The organism is Sphingomonas sp. GW821-FHT12D09 (assembly GCF_058807215.1).
The window spans coordinates 359,934-378,940 of the sequence record NZ_JBXAQL010000002.1 but is presented as its reverse complement, the minus strand read 5'-3'; the positions used below and the strand labels follow the sequence as shown (position 1 = coordinate 378,940).

Annotated in this window: 16 protein-coding genes; 3 read left to right on the top strand and 13 right to left on the bottom strand. The window is 66.9% G+C overall.

Going from position 1 to position 19,007, the window contains the following annotated elements; all coding sequences use genetic code 11:
- Positions 1-61: 61 nt before the first annotated feature.
- On the bottom strand, positions 62-727 hold the full coding sequence (locus AC1RPL_RS11730) for an HPP family protein (protein ID WP_493069483.1): 666 nt from the start codon (positions 725-727) through the stop codon (positions 62-64).
- 1 nt (position 728) lies between these two features.
- A complete protein-coding gene (locus tag AC1RPL_RS11725) occupies positions 729-2,384 on the bottom strand; it encodes an amidohydrolase (protein WP_493069482.1) in 1,656 nt (551 codons plus the stop codon).
- A 125-nt stretch (positions 2,385-2,509) separates the two neighbouring features.
- On the opposite strand from AC1RPL_RS11725, the gene AC1RPL_RS11720 reads away from it, so the two are divergent.
- Together AC1RPL_RS11720 and AC1RPL_RS11715 are read left to right on the top strand one after the other, a co-directional pair.
- Positions 2,510-3,754 carry a threonine ammonia-lyase gene (locus AC1RPL_RS11720; protein WP_493069481.1) on the top strand — a complete coding sequence of 415 codons (1,245 nt, stop codon included), beginning with the start codon at positions 2,510-2,512 and terminating at the stop codon, positions 3,752-3,754.
- A gap of 606 nt (positions 3,755-4,360) precedes the next feature.
- On the top strand, positions 4,361-5,146 hold the full coding sequence (locus AC1RPL_RS11715; RefSeq protein WP_493069480.1) for an arginyltransferase: 786 nt from the start codon (positions 4,361-4,363) through the stop codon (positions 5,144-5,146).
- 163 nt (positions 5,147-5,309) lie between these two features.
- On the opposite strand, the gene AC1RPL_RS11710 is transcribed toward AC1RPL_RS11715, so the two are convergent.
- The 4 genes from AC1RPL_RS11710 to AC1RPL_RS11695 all read right to left on the bottom strand — a co-directional run bounded on the left by AC1RPL_RS11710 (position 5,310) and on the right by AC1RPL_RS11695 (position 10,610).
- Entirely contained in the window at positions 5,310-6,119 is an 810-nt protein-coding gene (locus tag AC1RPL_RS11710) for a transglutaminase family protein (RefSeq protein ID WP_493069479.1), read from the bottom strand.
- Between the two features lie 3 nt (positions 6,120-6,122).
- Positions 6,123-7,058: an alpha-E domain-containing protein gene (locus tag AC1RPL_RS11705; RefSeq protein ID WP_493069843.1), complete on the bottom strand. Its 936-nt coding sequence runs from the start codon at positions 7,056-7,058 to the stop codon at positions 6,123-6,125.
- 10 nt (positions 7,059-7,068) lie between these two features.
- Positions 7,069-8,505: a circularly permuted type 2 ATP-grasp protein gene (locus tag AC1RPL_RS11700; RefSeq protein WP_493069478.1), complete on the bottom strand. Its 1,437-nt coding sequence runs from the start codon at positions 8,503-8,505 to the stop codon at positions 7,069-7,071.
- A gap of 83 nt (positions 8,506-8,588) precedes the next feature.
- On the bottom strand, positions 8,589-10,610 hold the full coding sequence (locus AC1RPL_RS11695; RefSeq protein ID WP_493069477.1) for a protein-disulfide reductase DsbD family protein: 2,022 nt from the start codon (positions 10,608-10,610) through the stop codon (positions 8,589-8,591).
- Positions 10,611-10,688: 78 nt separating this feature from the next.
- On the opposite strand from AC1RPL_RS11695, the gene AC1RPL_RS11690 reads away from it, so the two are divergent.
- A complete protein-coding gene (locus tag AC1RPL_RS11690; RefSeq protein ID WP_493069476.1) occupies positions 10,689-12,344 on the top strand; it encodes an alkaline phosphatase family protein in 1,656 nt (551 codons plus the stop codon).
- A gap of 42 nt (positions 12,345-12,386) precedes the next feature.
- Here AC1RPL_RS11690 and AC1RPL_RS11685 read toward each other — a convergent pair whose 3' ends face one another.
- The 7 genes from AC1RPL_RS11685 to AC1RPL_RS11655 form a co-directional block, all read right to left on the bottom strand.
- Positions 12,387-13,331, bottom strand: coding sequence for a right-handed parallel beta-helix repeat-containing protein (locus tag AC1RPL_RS11685; protein ID WP_493069475.1), 945 nt, complete (start codon positions 13,329-13,331; stop codon positions 12,387-12,389).
- Between the two features lie 125 nt (positions 13,332-13,456).
- Positions 13,457-14,350 (bottom strand): 3-hydroxyisobutyrate dehydrogenase, encoded by an 894-nt coding sequence (gene mmsB, locus AC1RPL_RS11680; protein ID WP_493069474.1) that lies wholly within the window; start codon positions 14,348-14,350, stop codon positions 13,457-13,459.
- Positions 14,351-14,474: 124 nt separating this feature from the next.
- Complete coding sequence (locus tag AC1RPL_RS11675; RefSeq protein WP_493069473.1) at positions 14,475-15,248, bottom strand: enoyl-CoA hydratase; 774 nt, start codon at positions 15,246-15,248, stop codon at positions 14,475-14,477.
- The gene (locus AC1RPL_RS11670) at positions 15,249-15,602 is read right to left on the bottom strand and encodes a YunG family protein (protein ID WP_493069472.1); all 354 of its coding nucleotides are present in this window, start codon (positions 15,600-15,602) and stop codon (positions 15,249-15,251) included.
- Entirely contained in the window at positions 15,602-16,642 is a 1,041-nt protein-coding gene (locus AC1RPL_RS11665; RefSeq protein ID WP_493069471.1) for an enoyl-CoA hydratase/isomerase family protein, read from the bottom strand. Before AC1RPL_RS11665 ends, AC1RPL_RS11670 begins: the two co-directional genes overlap by 1 nt.
- Before the next feature lie 225 nt (positions 16,643-16,867).
- Complete coding sequence (locus AC1RPL_RS11660; protein WP_493069470.1) at positions 16,868-18,010, bottom strand: acyl-CoA dehydrogenase family protein; 1,143 nt, start codon at positions 18,008-18,010, stop codon at positions 16,868-16,870.
- Positions 18,007-18,972, bottom strand: coding sequence for a polysaccharide deacetylase family protein (locus tag AC1RPL_RS11655; protein WP_493069469.1), 966 nt, complete (start codon positions 18,970-18,972; stop codon positions 18,007-18,009). The genes AC1RPL_RS11660 and AC1RPL_RS11655 overlap by 4 nt, the downstream gene beginning before the upstream one ends.
- Between the last annotated feature and the right edge of the window lie 35 nt (positions 18,973-19,007).

Genomic DNA, 19,007 nt, shown 5'->3' with positions numbered 1-19,007 from the left:
CACGAACTACCAACGGGGGTTGGCAAGGGCCGCGGTTCGCAAGGACCGCGGCCTTTCTATGTCAGCGCCTGCGCCGCGCCATCGCGTGGCGCTCGGCGGCTTCGAGCAGCGCCGCCAGATCCTCGCGGCTGACGTCGAAGCTCTCATGCGCTTCCTCCAGCGCCGCATCGATATCCTCAGGCTGGATGCGCGGATGGACGGGCGCCGGCACCGGGCGGTGCGGATAGCTGTGGCCGGAGAAGCGGTGAAAGGCGATGCCAGCCAGCACCAGCAAGGCGGCGTTGAGCCCGGCGGGCATCAGCGCGAACCAATAGCCCTTGGCCAATATCTCCGGTCCACCGACCACCGCGAGCAGCGCGCAGCCGCCGCCCGAGGGGTGGAGGCATCGCGTGGCCGACATCATGATGATCGACAGCCCCACCGCCAGCCCAGCCGCCAAGGCGGTATGGCCGAGGAACTGCGCCGCGAACACGCTGCACGCGGTCGAGACGATGGTCCCGCCGATCACCGGCCAGGGCTGGCCGAGCGGGCTCGACGGCACCACGAACAGCAGCACCGCCGAGGCGCCGATCGGGGCAGCGAGCAGCAAGGCGGCATGATGTCCGCCGAGCAGCGCCGCAATGCCACCGGAAAAGCCGATGCCGAGCGTGGCACCCAGCGACGCGATCATCCGCTCGCGCCAATTGGCACCCGCCAGCAGCCGCAGCCTCGGCAATACGCCGCCCATGCTATTTCTTCACGTACACGCGCGCGCCGCCCACCCAGGTCTCGAGCACCTGGGTGCCGCGCAGGTCCGCGGGCGAAGCGAGCAGCGGGTCGCGATCGACGATGATGAAATCGGCGCGCATGCCGGGCGCCAGGCGCCCGATCAGCTTCTCGGCAAACCCCGCCCAGGCGGCACCCGTGGTGAAGCCCGCCCAGCCCTGCTCGCGCGTCACCGCTTCCTCCACGCGCCAGCCGCCGAAGGGCTGGCCGTTGGCGTCGGTGCGGGTGAAGGCGACTGCCCAGCCCGCCCAGGGATCGGGGCTCTCGACCGGATAGTCCGATCCGAAGGCGATGTGGGTCCCGTCCTTGAGCATCGTCTTCCAGGCATAGGCGCCAGCGAGCCGGTCCGGCCCCAGCCGCACCTCGGCCATCTTCATGTCGCTGGTCTGGTGAACCGGCTGCATCGAAGCGATCACGCCCAGCTTGGCGAAGCGCGGCAGGTCCTTGGGATCGACGATCTGGGCATGCTCGATCCGCCAGCGGCGATCGTCCTTGTACGTGTCGGACAGCACTTCGACCGCGTCGAGCACCTGGCTGTTGGCACGATCCCCAATGGCATGAACCGCGATCTGGAAGCCGTCCATCGCGCCGCGCGTCATCATGTTGAGCAGCTGGTCGTCGCTCAGGAAGCCGAGGCCCCTCTGCCCCGGCGCATCGCTGTAATCCGCCTTGAGCCAGGCGCCGCGGCTGCCCAGCGCGCCATCCGCATAAAGCTTGATCCCGCCCATGCGCAGCTTGTCGCCATAGAGCCAGGGTGTCGGCCCCTGCCCCGCCACCGCCAGCGCGGTCTCGACGCCGCTGGCATAGCTCATGATCCGGATGCGGAGCTGGCCCATGTCCGCCATGCGGCGGAAGGTCAGCCAGTCGTCCACGCTGCTGCCCATGTCCGCCGTGGCGGTGATGCCGAGCGCGAGCAGCCGGTCCTGCGCGGCGAGGAAGGCGGCGTTGCGCTCGCGCGGCGTTGCCCGGGGCACGAATTTCTCGACCAGCGGCATGGCGCCATCGACGAACACGCCCGAAGGCACGCCCTTGGCATCGCGCTCGATGCGGCCGCCTGCCGGGTCCTTGGTCGCGGCGGTGATGCTGGCGATCTGGAGCGCACGGCTGTTGGCCCAGGCAGCATGGCCATCGATTCGCTCGAGCCACACCGGACGATCCGACACGGCCTTGTCGAGCTCCGCCGCGGTGGGGAAGCGACCGAGCTTCCAGGTCTCCTGGTTCCACCCTCGGCCGATGACCCACTTGGTCGGGTTGGCATCGGCATAGGCCTTGATCTTGGCCAGCGCCTCGTCGAGCGAGATCGTCGCCGATAGATCGAGCAGCAGCAGCTGCGATCCCAGGCCCATGACATGTCCGTGTCCGTCGATCATGCCCGGCAGCATCGTCTTGCCACCCATGTCGATCTTCCACTCGACCTTCTTCGGGCGCTTGTCCTCGCGGCCGAGCAGCTGGGTGACCTTGCCGTCGCGGTTGAACAGGATGCCGCTGAAGCGGACCACGTCGCCCTTTTCGTCCAGCGTCATGCCGTTGACGTTGTCGATCAGTCCGTCCGCCATGGCGGCAGTGGGAGCAAGGATGAGGGCGAGCACGGCGAACAGCCGCAGGAGGCGCTTCAGCATGGGCCCGGGCATAGGGCCTGTTCCGCCCCCGCGCCAGATGTGCCCGGATCATGCCCGCCGCACATGGCCCGCAAAGGAGAAGCGTGGTTTCCCCTGGGGCGCAGATGGTCTAGGCGAAGCGTCCTATGGCCACCAAGACCCTCCCGGCGAATGCGCCGCTGCCCGTTTCGTTCGATGACGTCCGTGCGGCGCAGGCGCGCATCGCGGGGCAGATCGTGCGGACGCCGACGCTGGTAAGCAAGACGCTGTCGGACCTGACCGGCGCGACGGTGTATCTCAAGTTCGAGAACCTTCAGTTCACCGCAGCCTACAAGGAGCGCGGCGCGCTCAACACGCTGCTCCAGCTCGACGAGGAAGCGCGTTCCAAGGGCGTGATCGCCGCATCCGCCGGCAACCATGCCCAGGGCCTCGCCTATCACGCCACGCGGCTCGGCATCCCGAGCACGATCGTGATGCCGAAGAACACGCCGATCGTGAAGGTGACGCAGACCGAGGGTCACGGCGCAAATGTGATCCTGGAAGGCGAGACGTTCGACGCCGCCTATGCGCATTCGCGGAAACTGGAGGCCGAGCACGGCTTCACCTTCATCCATCCCTTCGACGATCCCCGCGTCATCGCCGGCCAGGGCACGGTCGCGCTCGAGATGCTCGAGGACGTGCCCTCCATCGATACCCTGGTGATCCCGATCGGCGGCGGCGGCCTGATCTCGGGCTGCGCCACCGTGGCCAAGTCCGAAGGGCGCAGCATCGAAGTGGTCGGCGTCCAGGCCGAGCTCTACCCGTCGATGTACAACCGCATCCACCACACCGAGATGCCCTGCGCCGGCGACACGCTGGCCGAGGGCATCGCGGTGAAGGAGCCGGGCGGAATCACGTCCAAGCTGGTCGAGGCACTGGTCGATGATATCGTGCTGGTCAGCGAGCGCCGGCTGGAGGAGTCGGTCAGCCTGCTGCTCCAGATCGAGAAGACCGTGGTCGAAGGCGCCGGCGCCGCCGGCCTCGCCGCGTTGCTCGGCGAGCCGCAGCGCTTCAAGGGCAAGACCGTGGGTATCGTGCTGTGCGGCGGCAATATCGATCCGCGCCTGCTCGCCTATGTGCTGCTGCGCGACCTTGCCCGCTCGGGCCGGATGGCGCGGCTGCGCATCCGCCTGCAGGACCGGCCGGGCGCGCTCTACAAGGTGGCGCAGATCTTCGACCAGCTCTCGGTCAACATCCTCGAGCTGTCGCACCAGCGCATCTTCACCAACCTCCCCGCCAAGGGCCTGAGCCTGGACGTGGAGTGCGAGACGCGCGACCGGGATCATCTCGACCGGCTGATGACGGCGCTGCGGCGCGCCCAGTACGAGGTGCAGCTGGTCGAGCTGGCGTAGGACGATTCGCGGCGGCGCGCGGCCGCGGAAGTTTACGAAGTTTAGGCTACGGGGGGCCGGTTTTCCCTTCCCGCACAGATGCACGGTGTAGGCGATGCGCATACGGATTTGAGGGCCGGCCTGCATCCACCAGTGTGGAGCAGGCGAAATCCTACATTGCAAGGTGCTTTATCCCGGCGAAGGCCGAGGCCCAGATTAAGCGTGCGCGGCGAAGACGCGCCAAATGGCGCGTGACTTCAAGATTGGGCCCGGCCTTCGCCGGGGAAAGAAGAGAGCATGGAGGAACCCTGCTGCCTCGCAATCCTCCGCGACTCCGCAGGACTCCTTCTGTTCCACATCAAAGGGACGAAGCGAATCGCACGCGCGACGAACCGAGTCGTCGCTGGATTCACACGATTCGCCGCTTCCGATATGATGCCGGCTCAAGGCAAATTTCGCTTTTTCGGCAGCGTGTTACGCGGCCCGATGGTTAACGCCTCCGCTCTCCCGGGAAGTGGTGAATCGTTAACCCTCTTTCATGGTAAAGCAGCTTTTCATCCTTCAATTTCGGCAGCATAGTCGCCCGGTCAGGCCGAACGTACCGGCCGGAGCAAAGGGGCATCAGGGGTGACTGCACTTTCCCGTTTTCCGCGGTTCTTCGTCACCAGCCCGTCGCCCTGCCCGTATCTGCCGGGGCGCCAGGAGCGGAAGATCTTCACCGAATTGGCGGGCCAGCATGCCGGCGAGCTGAACGATGCGCTGGGCCGCATCGGCTTTCGCCGCAGCCAGTCGGTCGCCTATCGCCCGAGCTGCGCGGGCTGCACCGCCTGCGTCTCGGTCCGCGTCGTCGCCGACCAGTTCAAGCCCAATGCCAGCCAGCGCAAGCTGCTCAAGCGGCATTCCGACCTCGAGATCACCGCCTGCAAGCCCTGGGCGACCGAGGAGCAGTTCGCGCTGCTCCAGCGCTATCTGGGTGCGCGCCATCCGGGCGGCGGCATGGCGGCGATGGACGAGAACGACTATGCCGACATGGTCGAGCAGTCACCGGTCAGCTCCTATGTGATCGAATATCGCGAGCCTTCGGTGGACGGCGTGCCCGGCCGCCTGGTCGGCGCCTGCATCACCGATCAACAGGCCGATGGCCTGTCGATGATCTACAGCTTCTTCCTGGCCGATGACGAGAGCCGCCCGGGCCTGGGCAATTTCATCATCATGGAACACATCCTGCGCAGCCAGGCAGCGGGCCTGCCCTATGTCTATCTCGGCTATTGGGTGAAGGGCAGCGAGCGGATGGCGTACAAGACGCGCTATCGCCCGATCGAAGTGCTCGGCCCCAATGGCTGGACGGTGCTGGAAGACGAAGAGGCGCCGATCTCGATGCCGGTGCCGCAGACCGCGGCTGCGTTCGCTTAAGGCCGACAATCAAATTTCGTCATCCCCGCGAAGGCGGGGATCCAGAGCCAAAGGCAGAGCGCATGCGGCGAGCCTGAGCATCTCCGGCAACGGCGCTGCCAATTGCTTCGACTACCCACGCTACCCTGGATCCCCGCCTTCGCGGGGATGACGGCGGAAAGCTCTATTCCTCCACCCCGAGCTGATCGACGTGCAGGTCGACCGCCAGCTGTTCCTGGCCGTGCCCGATCCGCATGCCGCCGGTCGCCGCGGCGCCGTTCGCATCGAGCCCGATCGCCACGCGGACATAGCTTTCGTCGGGACTGAGGCCCGTCGAGGGATCGAAGCCGATCCAGCCCAGCCCCTCGACATAGGCCTCAGCCCAGGCATGCGGCGCCGAGCGCGCGGCATCTTCGGCGCGGTAGCCCGAGACGTAGCGGGCCGGCACTGCCAGCCCGCGCGCGGCGGCGATGAACATCTGCGCCACGTCGCGTGAACTCGCCTTGCCTGCCTCGAACGCCTTGGCGGCGGTGCAGCCGGCATCGGGAAGGTCGGGCACGCGCGGGAAACGCCGGTGGAAGGCGGCGTTGAGGCTGTGGAGCTGAGCGAGCGGGTCGCGCGCCGTGCCGGCGCCGTCCGCCGCGAAGACGAACAGCGCGTCGCTGGTCTTGGTGCGCGGGGTGGTGCGCAGATAATAGAGCGGCGGCAACGGCTCGGGCGCGTTGCGTACCACACCGCTCGCCTCGCTGGTCAGCACTTCGCCCGTGACGGTGATGTCGAGCGCTTCGAGCGGTCCTTCGGCATAGAGCATGGTCACGGCATTGCCGTAGCCGTCGGTCGCATCGCGCAGCCGTGCGTCGCAATCGACGCCGACCAGCCAACTCACCACCGTCTGGTCCTGCGTATCGCACGGCGTGAGGCGCAGCATCTGGACGATGCGCGCCTGCGGCTGGCTGAACTTGTAGGTCGTGCGGTGTTCGATCGCGATGCGCATGGCCTAAATGAACCTGAATTGCCGGGCGATCGCGGCATTGAGCATGTCATTCTCGCGAACGAACGCCTCGAGATATTCGTGCAGGCCGGAAACGATCACGTCATGGGTCTTGGTCTTCTGCATCCGGGCCATGCGGGCGCGCGCCATGCGGTCCGCCTCGCCCTGGAGGCCGGTGCGCTTGGCGAGCGCGTTGAGCAGGGTCACGACTTCCTCGACACAGGCGGCAAGGCTGCGCGGCAGCTCGAAGCGGCTGATCAGCAGGTCGATCACGTTCCGCGGCTGGAGCCCGTCATTGTAGAGCCAGCGATAGGCGTTCACCGCCGACACGGTCTGCAGGATCGTGTTCCACTGGTCGCGATCGACCACGCCGCCGACCTGCTCGTCGTCGGGCAGCAGCAAATGGTATTTCACGTCGACCAGCCGGGAGGTGTTGTCCGCCCGCTCGACCGCGGCACCAAGCTGGATCAGCAACGTCGCCTCGTTGCGCATCATCCGGTGGATCGCGCCTTCGAAGCCGCGGGTCTCGCCCTTGACCTGCTCGAGCAGGTTGAGCGTGGGAATGGCGCCGCCGGTGGAGGAGCGCTGCTGCGTCATCAGCCAGGCGCGGTTGATCGCGGTCCAGGCCTCGCGGGTGAGCGCGGTGCGCACCGCCCGGGCATTGTTGCGCGCCCTTTCCAGGCAGCGGATGATCGAGCCGGAATGACTGGCATCGAGCGTGAGGAAGCGCGCGACATTGGGCTGGCTCATGTCCAGTCCGGTCTCGGCAAAGGCCTTGTCGGTATAGGTGACGGCGAGCGCGCTCTGCCATGCCGCCTCGCCGGCCGGGCGGGTGGAAAGCGCGTCGAGGCGGATCGTTGCCTCAACCAGCCGGGCGATGAAGTCGGCCCGCTCGAGATAGCGGCCGAGCCAGTAGAGCGCCGCGGCGGTGCGGGAGAGCATCAGCATCGCGTCATGCCCCGTCGTCGAGCAGCACGAAGCTGTCCTTGGTGCCGCCGCCCTGGCTTGAGTTCACCACCAGCGAGCCCTTTTGCAGCGCCACCCGAGTGAGCCCGCCGGGCGCGACGCGGACGCCGTCGCTACCGGTCAGCACGAAGGGGCGGAAATCGACATGGCGCGGCGCCAGGCCCTGCTCGACCAGGGTCGGCACCGTCGAGAGCGCCAGCGTCGGCTGCGCGATATAGCGGTGCGGCTCGGCGATCAGCGCGGCGCGGAAGTCGGTGATCTGCTGCTTGGTCGCGGTCGGGCCGACAAGCATGCCGTATCCACCCGATCCATCGACCAGCTTGACCACAAGCTCGGGCAGATGATCGAGCACATATTTGAGCATGTCGGGCTCGCGGCAACGGAAGGTCTCGACATTGGGCAGCTTGGCCTCGCCGCCCGAATAGAAGCGGACGATCTCGGGCATGTAGCTGTAGATCGCCTTGTCGTCGGCGATGCCGTTGCCCGGCGCGTTGAGGATCGCGACATTGCCCGCCCGGTATGCCGCCATGATGCCGGGCACGCCGAGCATCGAATCGGGGCGAAAGACGAGCGGGTCGAGGAAGTCGTCGTCGATGCGGCGATAGATCACGTCGACCTTCACGCGCCCGGCGATCGTCTGCATCCAGACGACGTCATCGTCGACCACCAGGTCCGCCGCCTCGACCAGCTCGACGCCCATCGAGTCAGCCAGGAAGCTATGCTCGTAATAGGCCGAGTTGAAATGCCCCGGCGTGAGCACGACGCAGACCGGCTTGGGATTGTTGCCCGGTGCGACCGACTGCATCGTCTTCAGGAGCATGTCCGGATAGCTGTCCACCGGCGCCACGCGGAAATCGCGGAACAGCTCGGGGCACAGCCGGAGCATGGCCTCGCGATTCTCCAGCATGTAGGAGACGCCGGAAGGCGTGCGGGCATTGTCCTCGAGCACATAGAATTCGTCCGGGCCGGTGCGCACCAGGTCGATGCCGCAGATATGCGCCCAGATGCCGTGCGGCGGACGGACACCGTCCACTTCGGCACGGAACTGGTCGTTGAGATAGACCAGCTCGGGCGGGATGATCCCCTCCTTGAGGATGCGCCGCTCGCCGTAGATATCCTCCAGGAACGCGTTGATCGCCTCGACGCGCTGGACCAGCCCTTCGGAGAGCCGGGTCCATTCGCCGGCAAGGAACACCCGTGGCACGATATCGAACGGGATGATCCGTTCCGCGGCATCGCTGTCGCCATAGACTGCGAAGGTGATGCCGAGCTGGCGGAACGCAGCCTCGGCGGATTGCTGGCGGCGCTGCAATTCCGCAGCATCGGTATCTGCCAGCCACTGCGAAAGCGCAGCAAATTCGGCGCGCGGACTGTCAGGCCCGCCATGCCCCCAGATTTCGTCAAACGCCCCGCTTGCCGCCATGCGCCTCCCAAGTGCCGGAAAGACCGACAAGTTCCATGCTGCAACGCTTTGCTGCGTCGCACAAGGGGGCAGCAACTATGACGTCAGTTCGCGGCGGCGAGGTCCCGCAGCATGGCCTGGGTCAGGATCTGCGGCAGGACGCGCGGCTCGGCCACGCCCGGCTTGTACCAGAGATAGAGCGGTACGCCCGCGCGATTGTGCAGCTCGATGAAGCGGCCGAGCGCGGGATCGCCATTGGTCCAGTCGCCAACCAGCACCGCCACCTTGTGATCGGCCAGCGCCTGCTGCACCGCCTCGGTCTCGATCACCGCCTTCTCGTTGACCTTGCAGGTGAGGCACCAGTCGGCAGTGAAATAGGCAAAGACGGGTTTGTTCTGCGCGGTCAGTTCGGCGAGGCGTGCTTCGCTGAACGGCTCGGCACCGGAGACCGGCCTGGCCTCCGCGGGGGCGGCACGAACGATCGCGATCGATGTGATAGCGAATAGCAATAGCAGCGCCGCCGGCACCCAGGCGAGACTCTTGCCGCGTCGCTGGCGCAGTCCCGTCCACCACAGGCCGAACGTCGCGAGCAGCGTGGCGCCCAGCCCGATCGTCATACCCGAAACGCCCGCCTGCTGCCCGAGCACCCAGGCCAGCGCCAGCGCGGTAAGGAACATCGGCACCGACAGGATGCGGCGCAGCGTCTCCATCCAGGCGCCCGGTTTGGGCAGCAGCCGGCGGAATGCGGGCACGAAGCCGAGCAGCAGAAACGGGAGCGCGATGCCCAGTCCCAGCCCGCCGAATACCGCCAGCGCCGCTGGCCAGGGCAGGACCAGCGCCGCGCCCAATGCTGCGCCCATGAACGGGCCGGTGCAGGGCGTCGCAACGAACGCCGCGAGCGCGCCAGTCGCGAAGGCGCCGCCCGTGCCCTTGGATGCCGCACGGTTGACGAAGCCCGGCGCGGACAGCTCGAACAGCCCGGCCAGGTTGAACGAAATGCCGGTGACGAGGAGGAGCAACACCAGGATCACCCGCGGATCCTGCAGCTGGAACGCCCAGCCCAAAGTCGCCCCGCCCGCCCGCAGCGCCAGCAGCGAGCCGCCCAGCGCCAGGCAGACCGTTATCACCCCCGCGGTATAAGCCAGCGCCTCGGCCCGCGGATTGCCGCCCTCGGCATTGGCCTTGGCCAGGCTCAGCGCCTTTAGGCTGAGGATCGGGAAGACACAGGGCATGATGTTGAGGATCAGGCCGCCCAGCACCGCGCCCAGAAATGCGAGAACCGCGTTGGTCCAGGACACGGCTGTGGGGGCCGCCGCCTTGGCCCCCGCTACAGTGCCTTGCACGGCCTTCACCCAGAAGCCCTGCTTGCCGAACGCCAGCAGTCCCTCGATCGGCCCCCTAGCGCGTACGCCGCCGGTCTCGACCAGCACCCTGTCGCCGTCGCGCGTCACCTTCTGGGGCGCGGCATAGTCGAACACATCATGGGTGGCCGGGAAGAAATAGCCTTCGCCGTCTGCCTTCGCAGCCGCGGGGAACGGAATGGAGAGGCGCAGCGCCTTGCCGTCGACCTGATAGGTGCCCTCCGCGCCCAGCGGCTTGGGCAATGCCGCCCGCCATCCGTCGAATTGCGCGCGGCGATCGGCGGTCACCGTGCCGTCGCCCACCTGCAGGATCGTCGAAAGGTCAGCCTTGCCCGGCACGCAGATCGCGTCGGTGCAGACCAGGTAATCGAGCTTCAGCTTGACCGGGAATGCCCCCCTGGCGTCCGCCGGCACTTTCAGCGTGACCAGCGGGGCGAAGGGGCCTTCATAGACATAGTTCATCAGCCCGGCGATCAGCAGCCGCTGCGGCACCGGATAGCGGAACTCGCCGACGCTCGCACCCTTGGGCAGGGTCCAGTCGGCGCGCGCCGGCAGCCCGGCGTCGCCCGGATTGAGCCAATAGGCGTGCCAGCCCTTTTCGGGCACCGAGGCCAGCGCCAGCGTGACCTCGCTACCCGGCGCCGGCCGCTCGCTCTCGGCGATCAGGGTGATATCGACATGCTGCCGCCCCGGCATCTGGGCCGAAGCCACGCCGGCAAAAAAGCACAGCAACAACGCCATCAATCCGAAACGAACCGCCGCCATGGAGCATCCTTGCCGTGGAAGAGCTGTTGGCCCAATAGCAGCCCGGCAGGATTTGCATACGCCGGAGGTGGCCCAAGCATGAAGTCGTTCCGCCCATTCGCAGCCGCCGCCGCGCTGCTCGCGACAGCCCCGCTCGCCGCCCAGGAAGCCCCCCCGGCGCAGACGGTCCCCTCCGAGGCACCCCGTGCCGCGCCTTCGCTGGTGGTGGTGGTCTCGGTCGATCAGTTCTCGGCCGATCTCTTCGCGGAATATCGCGGCCAGTTCACCGCCGGCTTCGCGCGGCTGCTGACCGGCGCAGTCTTCCCCTCGGGCTATCAGAGCCACGCCGCCACCGAGACCTGCCCCGGCCACTCGACGATCCTGACCGGCGACCATCCGTCCAGGACCGGCATCATCGCCAATGACTGGACCGACTTCAGCGCGCCGCGCGCCGACAAGACGGTCTATTGCGCCGACGACGAGACCGTCCCCGGCAGCAGCTCGACCAACTACACCGTCACCGACAAGCACCTTAAGGTGCCGACGCTAGGCGAATGGATGAAGCTCGCCGATCCGCAGAGCCGGGTCGTCGCGGTCTCGGGCAAGGACCGTTCGGCGGTGATGATGGGGGGCCACAAGACCGACGAGATCTGGTGGTGGAACGGCAAGGCGTTCGTCTCCTATGCCGGCCGCGCCGAGCCGGCGATGGTCACGCGGATGAACGCCAATGTCACCACCCGCATCGCCGAGGCGCAGGAAGCGCTGCCGCTGACACCCTTTTGCCAGGCGCGCAGCCGCGCCATTCCGCTGGCGAATGGTCGCACGGTGGGGGATGGCCGCTTCGCCCGCGCCGCCGGCGACGCCAGCGCCTTCCGCGCCTCGCCCGAGTTCGACGAAGCGATCCTGGCGACCGCCGCCGGGCTTGCCACCGACATGAAGCTCGGCCAGTCGGGACATACCGACCTGCTGATCGTCGGCGCCTCGGCCACCGACTATGTCGGTCATGGCAAGGGCACAGAAGGCAGCGAAATGTGCCTGCAGCTGCTCTCGCTCGACCAGACGCTGGGCAAGCTGTTCGCCGTGCTCGACAAGACCGGTGTCGATTATGCCGTGGTGCTCACGGCAGATCATGGCGGCCATGACTTGCCCGAGCGCAACGTCGATCACGCCGCCCCCACCGCGCAGCGCATCGACAAGAGCGTGACCGCGACCGAGATGGGCAAGCTGATCGCCGCCAAGTTCAAGCTCACCGGCCCGGTGCTGGTCGGCAGCTCGTTCGGCGATGTCTATTTCGACCCCAAGCTCACCAAGGCGCAGCGCGTCCAAGTGCAGGCCGAAGCGCTCAAGCTCTATGCCGCCAATCCGCAGGTGCAGGCAGTGTTCACCCGCGCGCAGATCGCAGCGACCCCGATCGTTCACACGCCGCCCGAGACCTGGTCGCTGCTCGAGCGCGCCCGCGCCTCGTACGACCCGCAGCGCTCGGGCGACCTGGTCGTGGCGCTGAAGCCGCGCGTCACGCCGATCCTCGCCGGTGGGCCGGGAAGCGTCGCCACGCATGGCAGCTTCTGGGACTATGACCGCCGCGTGCCGATGCTGTTCTGGCGCAAGGGCATGACCGGGTTCGAGCAGCCGCTGTCGGTGGAGACGGTGGATATCGCCCCGACGCTCGCTGCGCTGATCCATGTGCCGGTGCCGGTCGAGATCGACGGCCGGTGCCTGGATCTCGATGCGGGTGCCGGAGACACGTGCAAGTGAAGTGACTTGAGCCCCTCCCCTTCGGGCGAGGGGCTTACGATGTTACCGCCGCCGTTCGAAGATGCGGATGCCGGGGCCCAGGTCGTTCTGCCCCAGCGGGCCGACCTGGCCGGTAAAATCGGCGACGAAGGCCGGGCTCGGCGGCGCACCCGGGGCGAGCGTGGCCGAATTGCCTTCGATGCGCAGGCCGGTGCTCGGATAGGTGCGGCCCTCCGCCGCGACCACGATCAGGCCCGAGCTGTTCTCCTTGCGCGCGCCCTGCACGAAAATGTTGCCGGCGATCAGGCCGGTGCCGCCCTCCGACAGGTCGATCATGTAGTTGGTCTTGTTGCCCTTCGAGTCGTCGAAGCTGTTGTTCGTGATCGTCACACGCCTTGCGCGCAGCTTGACGTAATGACCGCCGGTGCCGCGCTCGAAACGCGAATTGGTGACGATCACGTCGCCGTCCACCGCGAGGTAGATCGAATGGCTGCAATTCTCGGTCTCGCACTGGCCAAGACCGGCGAAGGTCGTGTGATCGATGGTGATCCGGCGCACCGTCTCGTGGCCGCCGCCGAGAATGCCTTCTTGGCTGTCGAGGAACATCGAATTGGTGACGGTCAGGTCGCCCATCTCGATGCGGATGCCGGCGCCGTTGCCGTCATCGACCGCGAAGCCGCGAAAGACCACACCGTCCACCACCGATCCGCGGCCGCGCAGCACAAAGGCAGCCTTTTCCTCGCACACGGTCTTCTCGAAGATCGCGGTGCCGGGCTGGATCGCCTTGAAACTGATCTTGCCGCCGGTCTGCACGGTGCACTCATGATAGGTGCCCGGCGCGATCAGGATCGTCGCGGTGCCGTCTCCGACGGCATTCACTGCGTCATCGAGATGCGCGAAGCCCTGGCCGGTCTCGGCGATGACGAAGGGGGCGCGCTGTTGTTGCGGCTGGGCAGCCACCGGCACGGCGAGGACGAGGGCGGCGAGGATCGGCATGCGCATGGCCATTTTGTGCACCATGAGGCGTTAAATTCCCGTCATTCCCTATTCATCATCCCGGCGAAAGCCGGGACCCAGAGCCAAGCAGCGCAGTCCTTTGTAACCCTGGGCCCCGGCTTTCGCCGGGGTGACGGTTATTGCTGCGGCGAAGGCCCCCTGAGCGTCTTGATGATGCCCGAGAAGTCGAGCCCGGCGCCTTCGCCGTCGACGAACGCCTGGTAGAGTTCCTCCGCCCGCGTCCCCATCGGCACGTTAGCGGCCACGCTCGCCGCCGCCTCCAGCGCGAGCTTGAGGTCCTTTAGCATCAGCGGCGCCGCAAAGCCGCCCTGATAGTCGCGGTCGGCGGGGCTTTCGGGGCCGACGCCGGGGACCGGGCAATAGCTCGTCATCGACCAGCTCTGGCCCGAACTGACCGAGGCGATATCGTAGAAGCGCTGGGCGTCGAGGCCGAGCTTCTCGGCCAGCGCAAACGCCTCGCAGGTGGCGATCATCGTCGCTCCGAGGATCATGTTGTTGCAGATCTTGGCCCCCTGCCCCGCGCCGCTGGCACCGGCATGGATCACGGCCTTGCCCATCTCGGCGAGGAACGGCTCGGCGCGGCCGAACGCCTGCTCGGTGCCGCCGACCATGAAGGTGAGCGAGCCGGCATTGGCCGCGGCGATCCCGCCCGAGACCGGCGCGTCGACCGCCATCAGCCCGCGCTCGGTGGCCGCCTGCGCGACGCGGCGAGCCGTGTCGACGTCGATCGTCGAGCAATCGATCAGGATCGCGCCGGGGGCGGCATTGTCGAGCAGCACATCGGCATAGACTGCCTCGACATGCTTGCCGGCGGGCAGCATCGTCACCACCGCTTCTGCGCCGGCCACCGCCTCGGCGGCGCTGGCGGCGGGCAGGCAGCCGGCGGCCTTGGCCTTGTCGAGCGCGTCCTGGCTCAGGTCGAAGGCGCGGACGTCATGCCCCGCCTTGGCAAGGTTCGCGGCCATGCCGCCGCCCATATTGCCCAGGCCGATAAATGCTACGCGTGCCACTGCTTCTCTCCTTGTTCCCCTTCCGCTTGCGGGAGGGGTTAGGGGAGGGCCTGTGTGACCCGCCCCCCATATTCGATAGCCCCTCCCCCGCCCCCTCCCGCAAGCGGAAGGGGAGCAGAAGAAGTTATTTTCCCGTCCATTCCCCCGGACGCTTCTCGACGAACGCCGTCATGCCTTCCTTCTGGTCGGCCGTGCCGAACAGCGCGTGGAACAGCCGGCGCTCGAAGGCGACGCCCTGGGTCAGGCTGGTCTCGAAGGCGGTGTTGACCATCTCCTTGTTGGCCAGCACCGCGAGCGGCGCCATGCCGGCGATTAGCTCGGCGGTCTTGACCGCTTCCTCGACCAGCTCGGCGGCCGGCAGGATGCGGCTGACCAGCCCGGCGCGCTCGGCCTCGGCGGCGTCCATCATCCGGCCGGTCAGGCACATCTCCATCGCCTTGGCCTTGCCGACCGCGCGGGTGAGGCGCTGCGAGCCGCCCATGCCTGGCGATACCGCGAGCTTGATCTCGGGCTGGCCGAACTTGGCGTTGTCGCCCGCCAGGATGAAGTCGCACATCATCGCCAGCTCGCAGCCTCCGCCCAGCGCATAGCCGGAGACCGCGGCGATCACCGGCTTGCGGGTGCGGGTGAACACGTCCCAGCCGGCGAAGAAGTCATGGCCGTACATGTCGGCAAAGCCCTGGGCCTGCATCTCCTTGATGTCGGCCCCGGCCGCAAACGCCTTCTCGCTGCCGGTGATCACGGCGCAGCCCTGCGACGGATCGGCATCGAACGCCTTCATCGCGTCGAGCAGCTCGGACAGGATCTGGCTGTTGAGCGCGTTGAGCGCCTGGGGGCGGTTGAGCGTGACCAGCGTGGCGGCGCCGCGCTGTTCGACGAGGATGGTTTCGTAGGTCATTCAGGCCTCCTGGTGCAGGCGCTCGACATTGGCGAGCAGGGCGGCGAGCTGTTCGGGCGACGCGTGCTGATGCGCTTCCTCGACCGAGCTCGGGCTGTTGTCATAGGGAATGGGTTCGTCGAACTGGTCAGTCGCCAGGTCCCAATAGCGGCCGTCGATCCGATTGTAGAAATGGGTGCCGCCCTTGGTGGCGGTCTTGAAGATGTCGCCGCCGAAGACATGCTGCGTGGCGAGCGCGGTCACCGCGCACTGGTTCAGGCACGGATTCCCAGGATCGAAGGTGCCCGGGATCGTCTCCGCGCTCCAGGCGCGCTTGACGGCGTGGTAGAAGTCGGCGGGCGTGGCGAAGGGCATCATGGCTCCCATTGTTGATCGGCCGGCAGGGGCGCGAAGATCGCGTCGATGCTATCATCGCTGACGCCCTCGGGCGTAGCGGGGTTCCATTGCGGCGCATTGTCCTTGTCTACGATCAGCGCGCGCACGCCCTCGATGAAGTCATGGCCCTGCGCGACGCGGCCGCCGATGGCGAACTCCTGGCGCATCTCCTCGGCGAAGCTGGCCCTGGTCCGGCCCTCGCGCACGAGGCGGAGCGAGACCTTCATCGACAAAGGCGATTTGGTGCGAAGGGTGGCATGCGTCGCCATCGCCCATTCGTTGGGCTCGTCCCACAGCGAGGCCAGGATCGCCTCGACCGTGTCGAACGCGAAATGCCGGTCGATGATGCTCTGGAAGGCGAGAATCTTAGCCTCGGGCGCGGGGACCGACAGCTGGGCGAGCACTGCCTCGACGGACGCCGGATCGGCAGCGATCCGCGCCTTGGCGCCTTCCAGCGCCTCGGCGGGCAGGTAATGGGTCGCGAGGCCGAGCGCGAGGCATTCGGCGCCGTCGAGGCGGTGGCCCGTCAGCGCGAGATACTCGCCGATCTTCCCCGGCAGGCGCGAGAGGTACCAGCCGCCACCGACATCGGGGAACAGGCCGATGCCGGTCTCGGGCATGGCGAACTTGGTGTTCTCGGTCGCGATCCGATACTTGGCCGGCTGCGAGATGCCGACACCGCCGCCCATGGTGATGCCGTCCATGAACGCCACGATCGGCTTTTCACAGGTGAACAGCGCGTGGTTGAGCCGGTATTCGGTGCGGAAGAAGTCGCGCGCCTGGCTGCCGTCGCCGGCGCCGCTTTCGGCGATCATGCGGATGTCGCCGCCGGCGCAGAAGCCGCGCCCCTCCGCGTGATCGATCAGCACGATCTCGACATGCGCGTCATTCCGCCACGCCGCCAGCGCGTCGAGCATTGCGGCGCATATGCCGGTGTTCAGCGCGTGGATCGCCTTTGGGCGATTCAGGCGGATGCGGCCGGCCTTGCCTTCGATCTGGGTCAGAACTTCACTCGTCATGGCCAAACTTCTCGAAACTCGCGCTTGTGAGGGAAAGAAAAAGAAAAATTTGTTCCTACTATGTTCTTATCGGTTATGGCAGGTTGGAGGCTTGTAGGACAGCCCTGGCCAACCATCTTTCGCCATCCCCGCGCAGGCGAGGATCCAGAGCCAAGGACGATACGGCAGAGAAATCCTGGATCCCCGCCTGCGCGGGGATGACAGGAAGGATGGACGCGGGAATGCTCACTGCCGCGTCAGCTCCCGGCCGATGATCATCCGCATCACCTGGTTGGTGCCCTCGAGGATCGAGTGGACGCGCAGGTCGCGCCAGAAGCGCTCGATCGGATAGTCCATCAGATAGCCATAGCCGCCGAATAGCTGGAGTGCGCGGTCGACCACCGAGCTGCCGGTGTCGGTGGCGAAGCGCTTTGCCATGGCGGCGAACTTGGTCTTGTCGGGCGCGCCCGCGGTGACCTTGGCGGCGGCGAGGTAGAGGAGCGCGCGCGCGGCCTCCAATTCGGTCGCCATGTCGGCCAGCACGAACTGGGTGTTCTGGAAGTCGGCGATCGGCTTGCCGAACTGCTGGCGGTCCCTGGTATAGGCGATCGCCTCGTCGAGGCAGCGCTGCGCCCCGCCGAGCGAGCAGGCACCGATGTTGAGGCGCCCGCCGTCGAGGCCCATCATCGCGAAACGGAAGCCTTCGCCTTCCCCCCCGATACGGTTCTCGACCGGCACGCGGACGTTATCGAAGGTTACCTGGCGGGTAGGCTGCGAATGCCAGCCCAATTTGCGCTCATTGGCGCCAAAGCTGACGCCGGGCATGTCCTTTTCGATCACCAGGCAGGAAATGCCCTTGGGACCTTCCTCGCCGGTGCGGACCATCGTGACATAGACTTCGTTCTCGCCGGCACCCGAGATGAACTGCTTCGAGCCGTTGACGACATAATGGTCGCCGTCCAGCACCGCGCGCGTCTTGAGCGCGGCAGCGTCCGAACCCGAGCTCGGCTCGGTGAGGCAGTAGCTGGCGATCCGCTCCATCGTGATCAGCGACGGGAGATACTTGTCCTTCACCGCCTGGCTGCCGAAACTGTCGATCATCCAGCTCGCCATGTTGTGGATCGAGATGAAGGCGCTGGTCGAGGGGCAGCCATAGGCCATCGCCTCCATGATCAGTGCAGCCTCGAGCCGGCCGAGGCCGATGCCGCCACTCTCCTCGGAGACGTAGATCGACGCAAAGCCCAGCTCGGCCGCGGCCTTGATCGTGTCGCGCGGGAAGATGTGCCTCTCGTCCCACTCGCCAGCGTGCGGAGTTATCGCATCGGCAGTGAACTGGCGCGCCACCTCCTGGATCTGGAGTTGCTCATCGGTGAGGTCGAACTGGGTCATTGGGCTTTCTCGTGCAGCACCCGCTCGGCGAAGAGCGGGTTGGCGATCTTGAGGTCGTTGCGGTCGTAATAGCGCGGCGGCGGGACCTTTTTCTCCCAGGCCATCTGCTCGGTGAGCGTGCCGTTGGTCCAGGGGACCATGGGCATCGCGGTGCCGATCGGATCGGCATAGGCCTGGTCGGGGGTGACGATCTCCCAGCCCTGGCGGCGCAGCGCGTCGATCAGGTCGCCGATGAACAAGGCAGCGATATCGGTCTCATGGAGCAGCATCACATGCGCGGGCGAGCGGCCGATCGTCTTGATCGCCAACTGGTCGGCGAACTCGGCAGCCTGGACGTGGCTCTCGACATAAAGGTCGCGCAGGGCGGCCATGTCGATCGGCCTGCCGTCCTTCTTCGCCGCGATCGTCAGCCCCTCGATATTCCAGTCCGAGGCTTCGGCAGTGACATAGCCGTTGCGGATATGGCGCGCGGCAAGGCCGGCGCGGACGGCGGCGACCTTGACCTTGTCCGGCCCACCCTCGTCGAGGAAGGGGAAGCGCAGCCAGCGGCGGCTGCCCGGCTGCTTGTCCAGCCAGGCCTGGGCCTTGTCGACCTGGTCGAGGAATTCCTCGGTGCTGACCTTGGACAGATGCGGATGCAGCCAGGTATGGTTGGCCAACACGTTGCCCGCCGAGACATAGGCGGCGATCCGCGCCATGGCAGCCTTGCCGGCGGCGCCATTGTCGATGCGGCCGGGATTGAGGAACAGCGCCACTTGGCTGACCCCGCGCGAGCGCAGCACCGCGATCAGCTTGCGGGTGCGCTCATCCTCGCTGAGAAAGGCGCCGGCCCCACGCGGCACATCGTCGAAGCTGAACGCGATGCGCTTGGTTGCGGTCTGGGGCGTGGCGCCGGCGTTCGCCACCGGATCGGCACGCACCACCAGCATCAACGCAGCGACGAAGAGAAATAGACGGACCATAGGCTCCCCCAATACCCGTTCGCCTCCCTGGAAGG

Bases quoted from the DNA above. Each gene is read 5' to 3' on its own strand.
- AC1RPL_RS11685 (WP_493069475.1), bottom strand. From the start codon at position 13,331: ATGGCCATGCGCATGCCGATCCTCGCCGCCCTCGTCCTCGCCGTGCCG.
- AC1RPL_RS11660 (WP_493069470.1), bottom strand. From the start codon at position 18,010: ATGACCCAGTTCGACCTCACCGATGAGCAACTCCAGATCCAGGAGGTG.
- AC1RPL_RS11705 (WP_493069843.1), bottom strand. From the start codon at position 7,058: ATGCTCTCCCGCACCGCCGCGGCGCTCTACTGGCTCGGCCGCTATCTC.
- AC1RPL_RS11665 (WP_493069471.1), bottom strand. From the start codon at position 16,642: ATGACGAGTGAAGTTCTGACCCAGATCGAAGGCAAGGCCGGCCGCATC.
- AC1RPL_RS11710 (WP_493069479.1), bottom strand. From the start codon at position 6,119: ATGCGCATCGCGATCGAACACCGCACGACCTACAAGTTCAGCCAGCCG.
- AC1RPL_RS11730 (WP_493069483.1), bottom strand. From the start codon at position 727: ATGGGCGGCGTATTGCCGAGGCTGCGGCTGCTGGCGGGTGCCAATTGG.
- AC1RPL_RS11695 (WP_493069477.1), bottom strand. From the start codon at position 10,610: ATGGCGGCGGTTCGTTTCGGATTGATGGCGTTGTTGCTGTGCTTTTTT.
- AC1RPL_RS11690 (WP_493069476.1), top strand. From the start codon at position 10,689: ATGAAGTCGTTCCGCCCATTCGCAGCCGCCGCCGCGCTGCTCGCGACA.
- AC1RPL_RS11700 (WP_493069478.1), bottom strand. From the start codon at position 8,505: ATGGCGGCAAGCGGGGCGTTTGACGAAATCTGGGGGCATGGCGGGCCT.
- AC1RPL_RS11725 (WP_493069482.1), bottom strand. From the start codon at position 2,384: ATGCTGAAGCGCCTCCTGCGGCTGTTCGCCGTGCTCGCCCTCATCCTT.
- AC1RPL_RS11720 (WP_493069481.1), top strand. From the start codon at position 2,510: ATGGCCACCAAGACCCTCCCGGCGAATGCGCCGCTGCCCGTTTCGTTC.
- AC1RPL_RS11655 (WP_493069469.1), bottom strand. From the start codon at position 18,972: ATGGTCCGTCTATTTCTCTTCGTCGCTGCGTTGATGCTGGTGGTGCGT.
- AC1RPL_RS11670 (WP_493069472.1), bottom strand. From the start codon at position 15,602: ATGCCCTTCGCCACGCCCGCCGACTTCTACCACGCCGTCAAGCGCGCC.
- AC1RPL_RS11675 (WP_493069473.1), bottom strand. From the start codon at position 15,248: ATGACCTACGAAACCATCCTCGTCGAACAGCGCGGCGCCGCCACGCTG.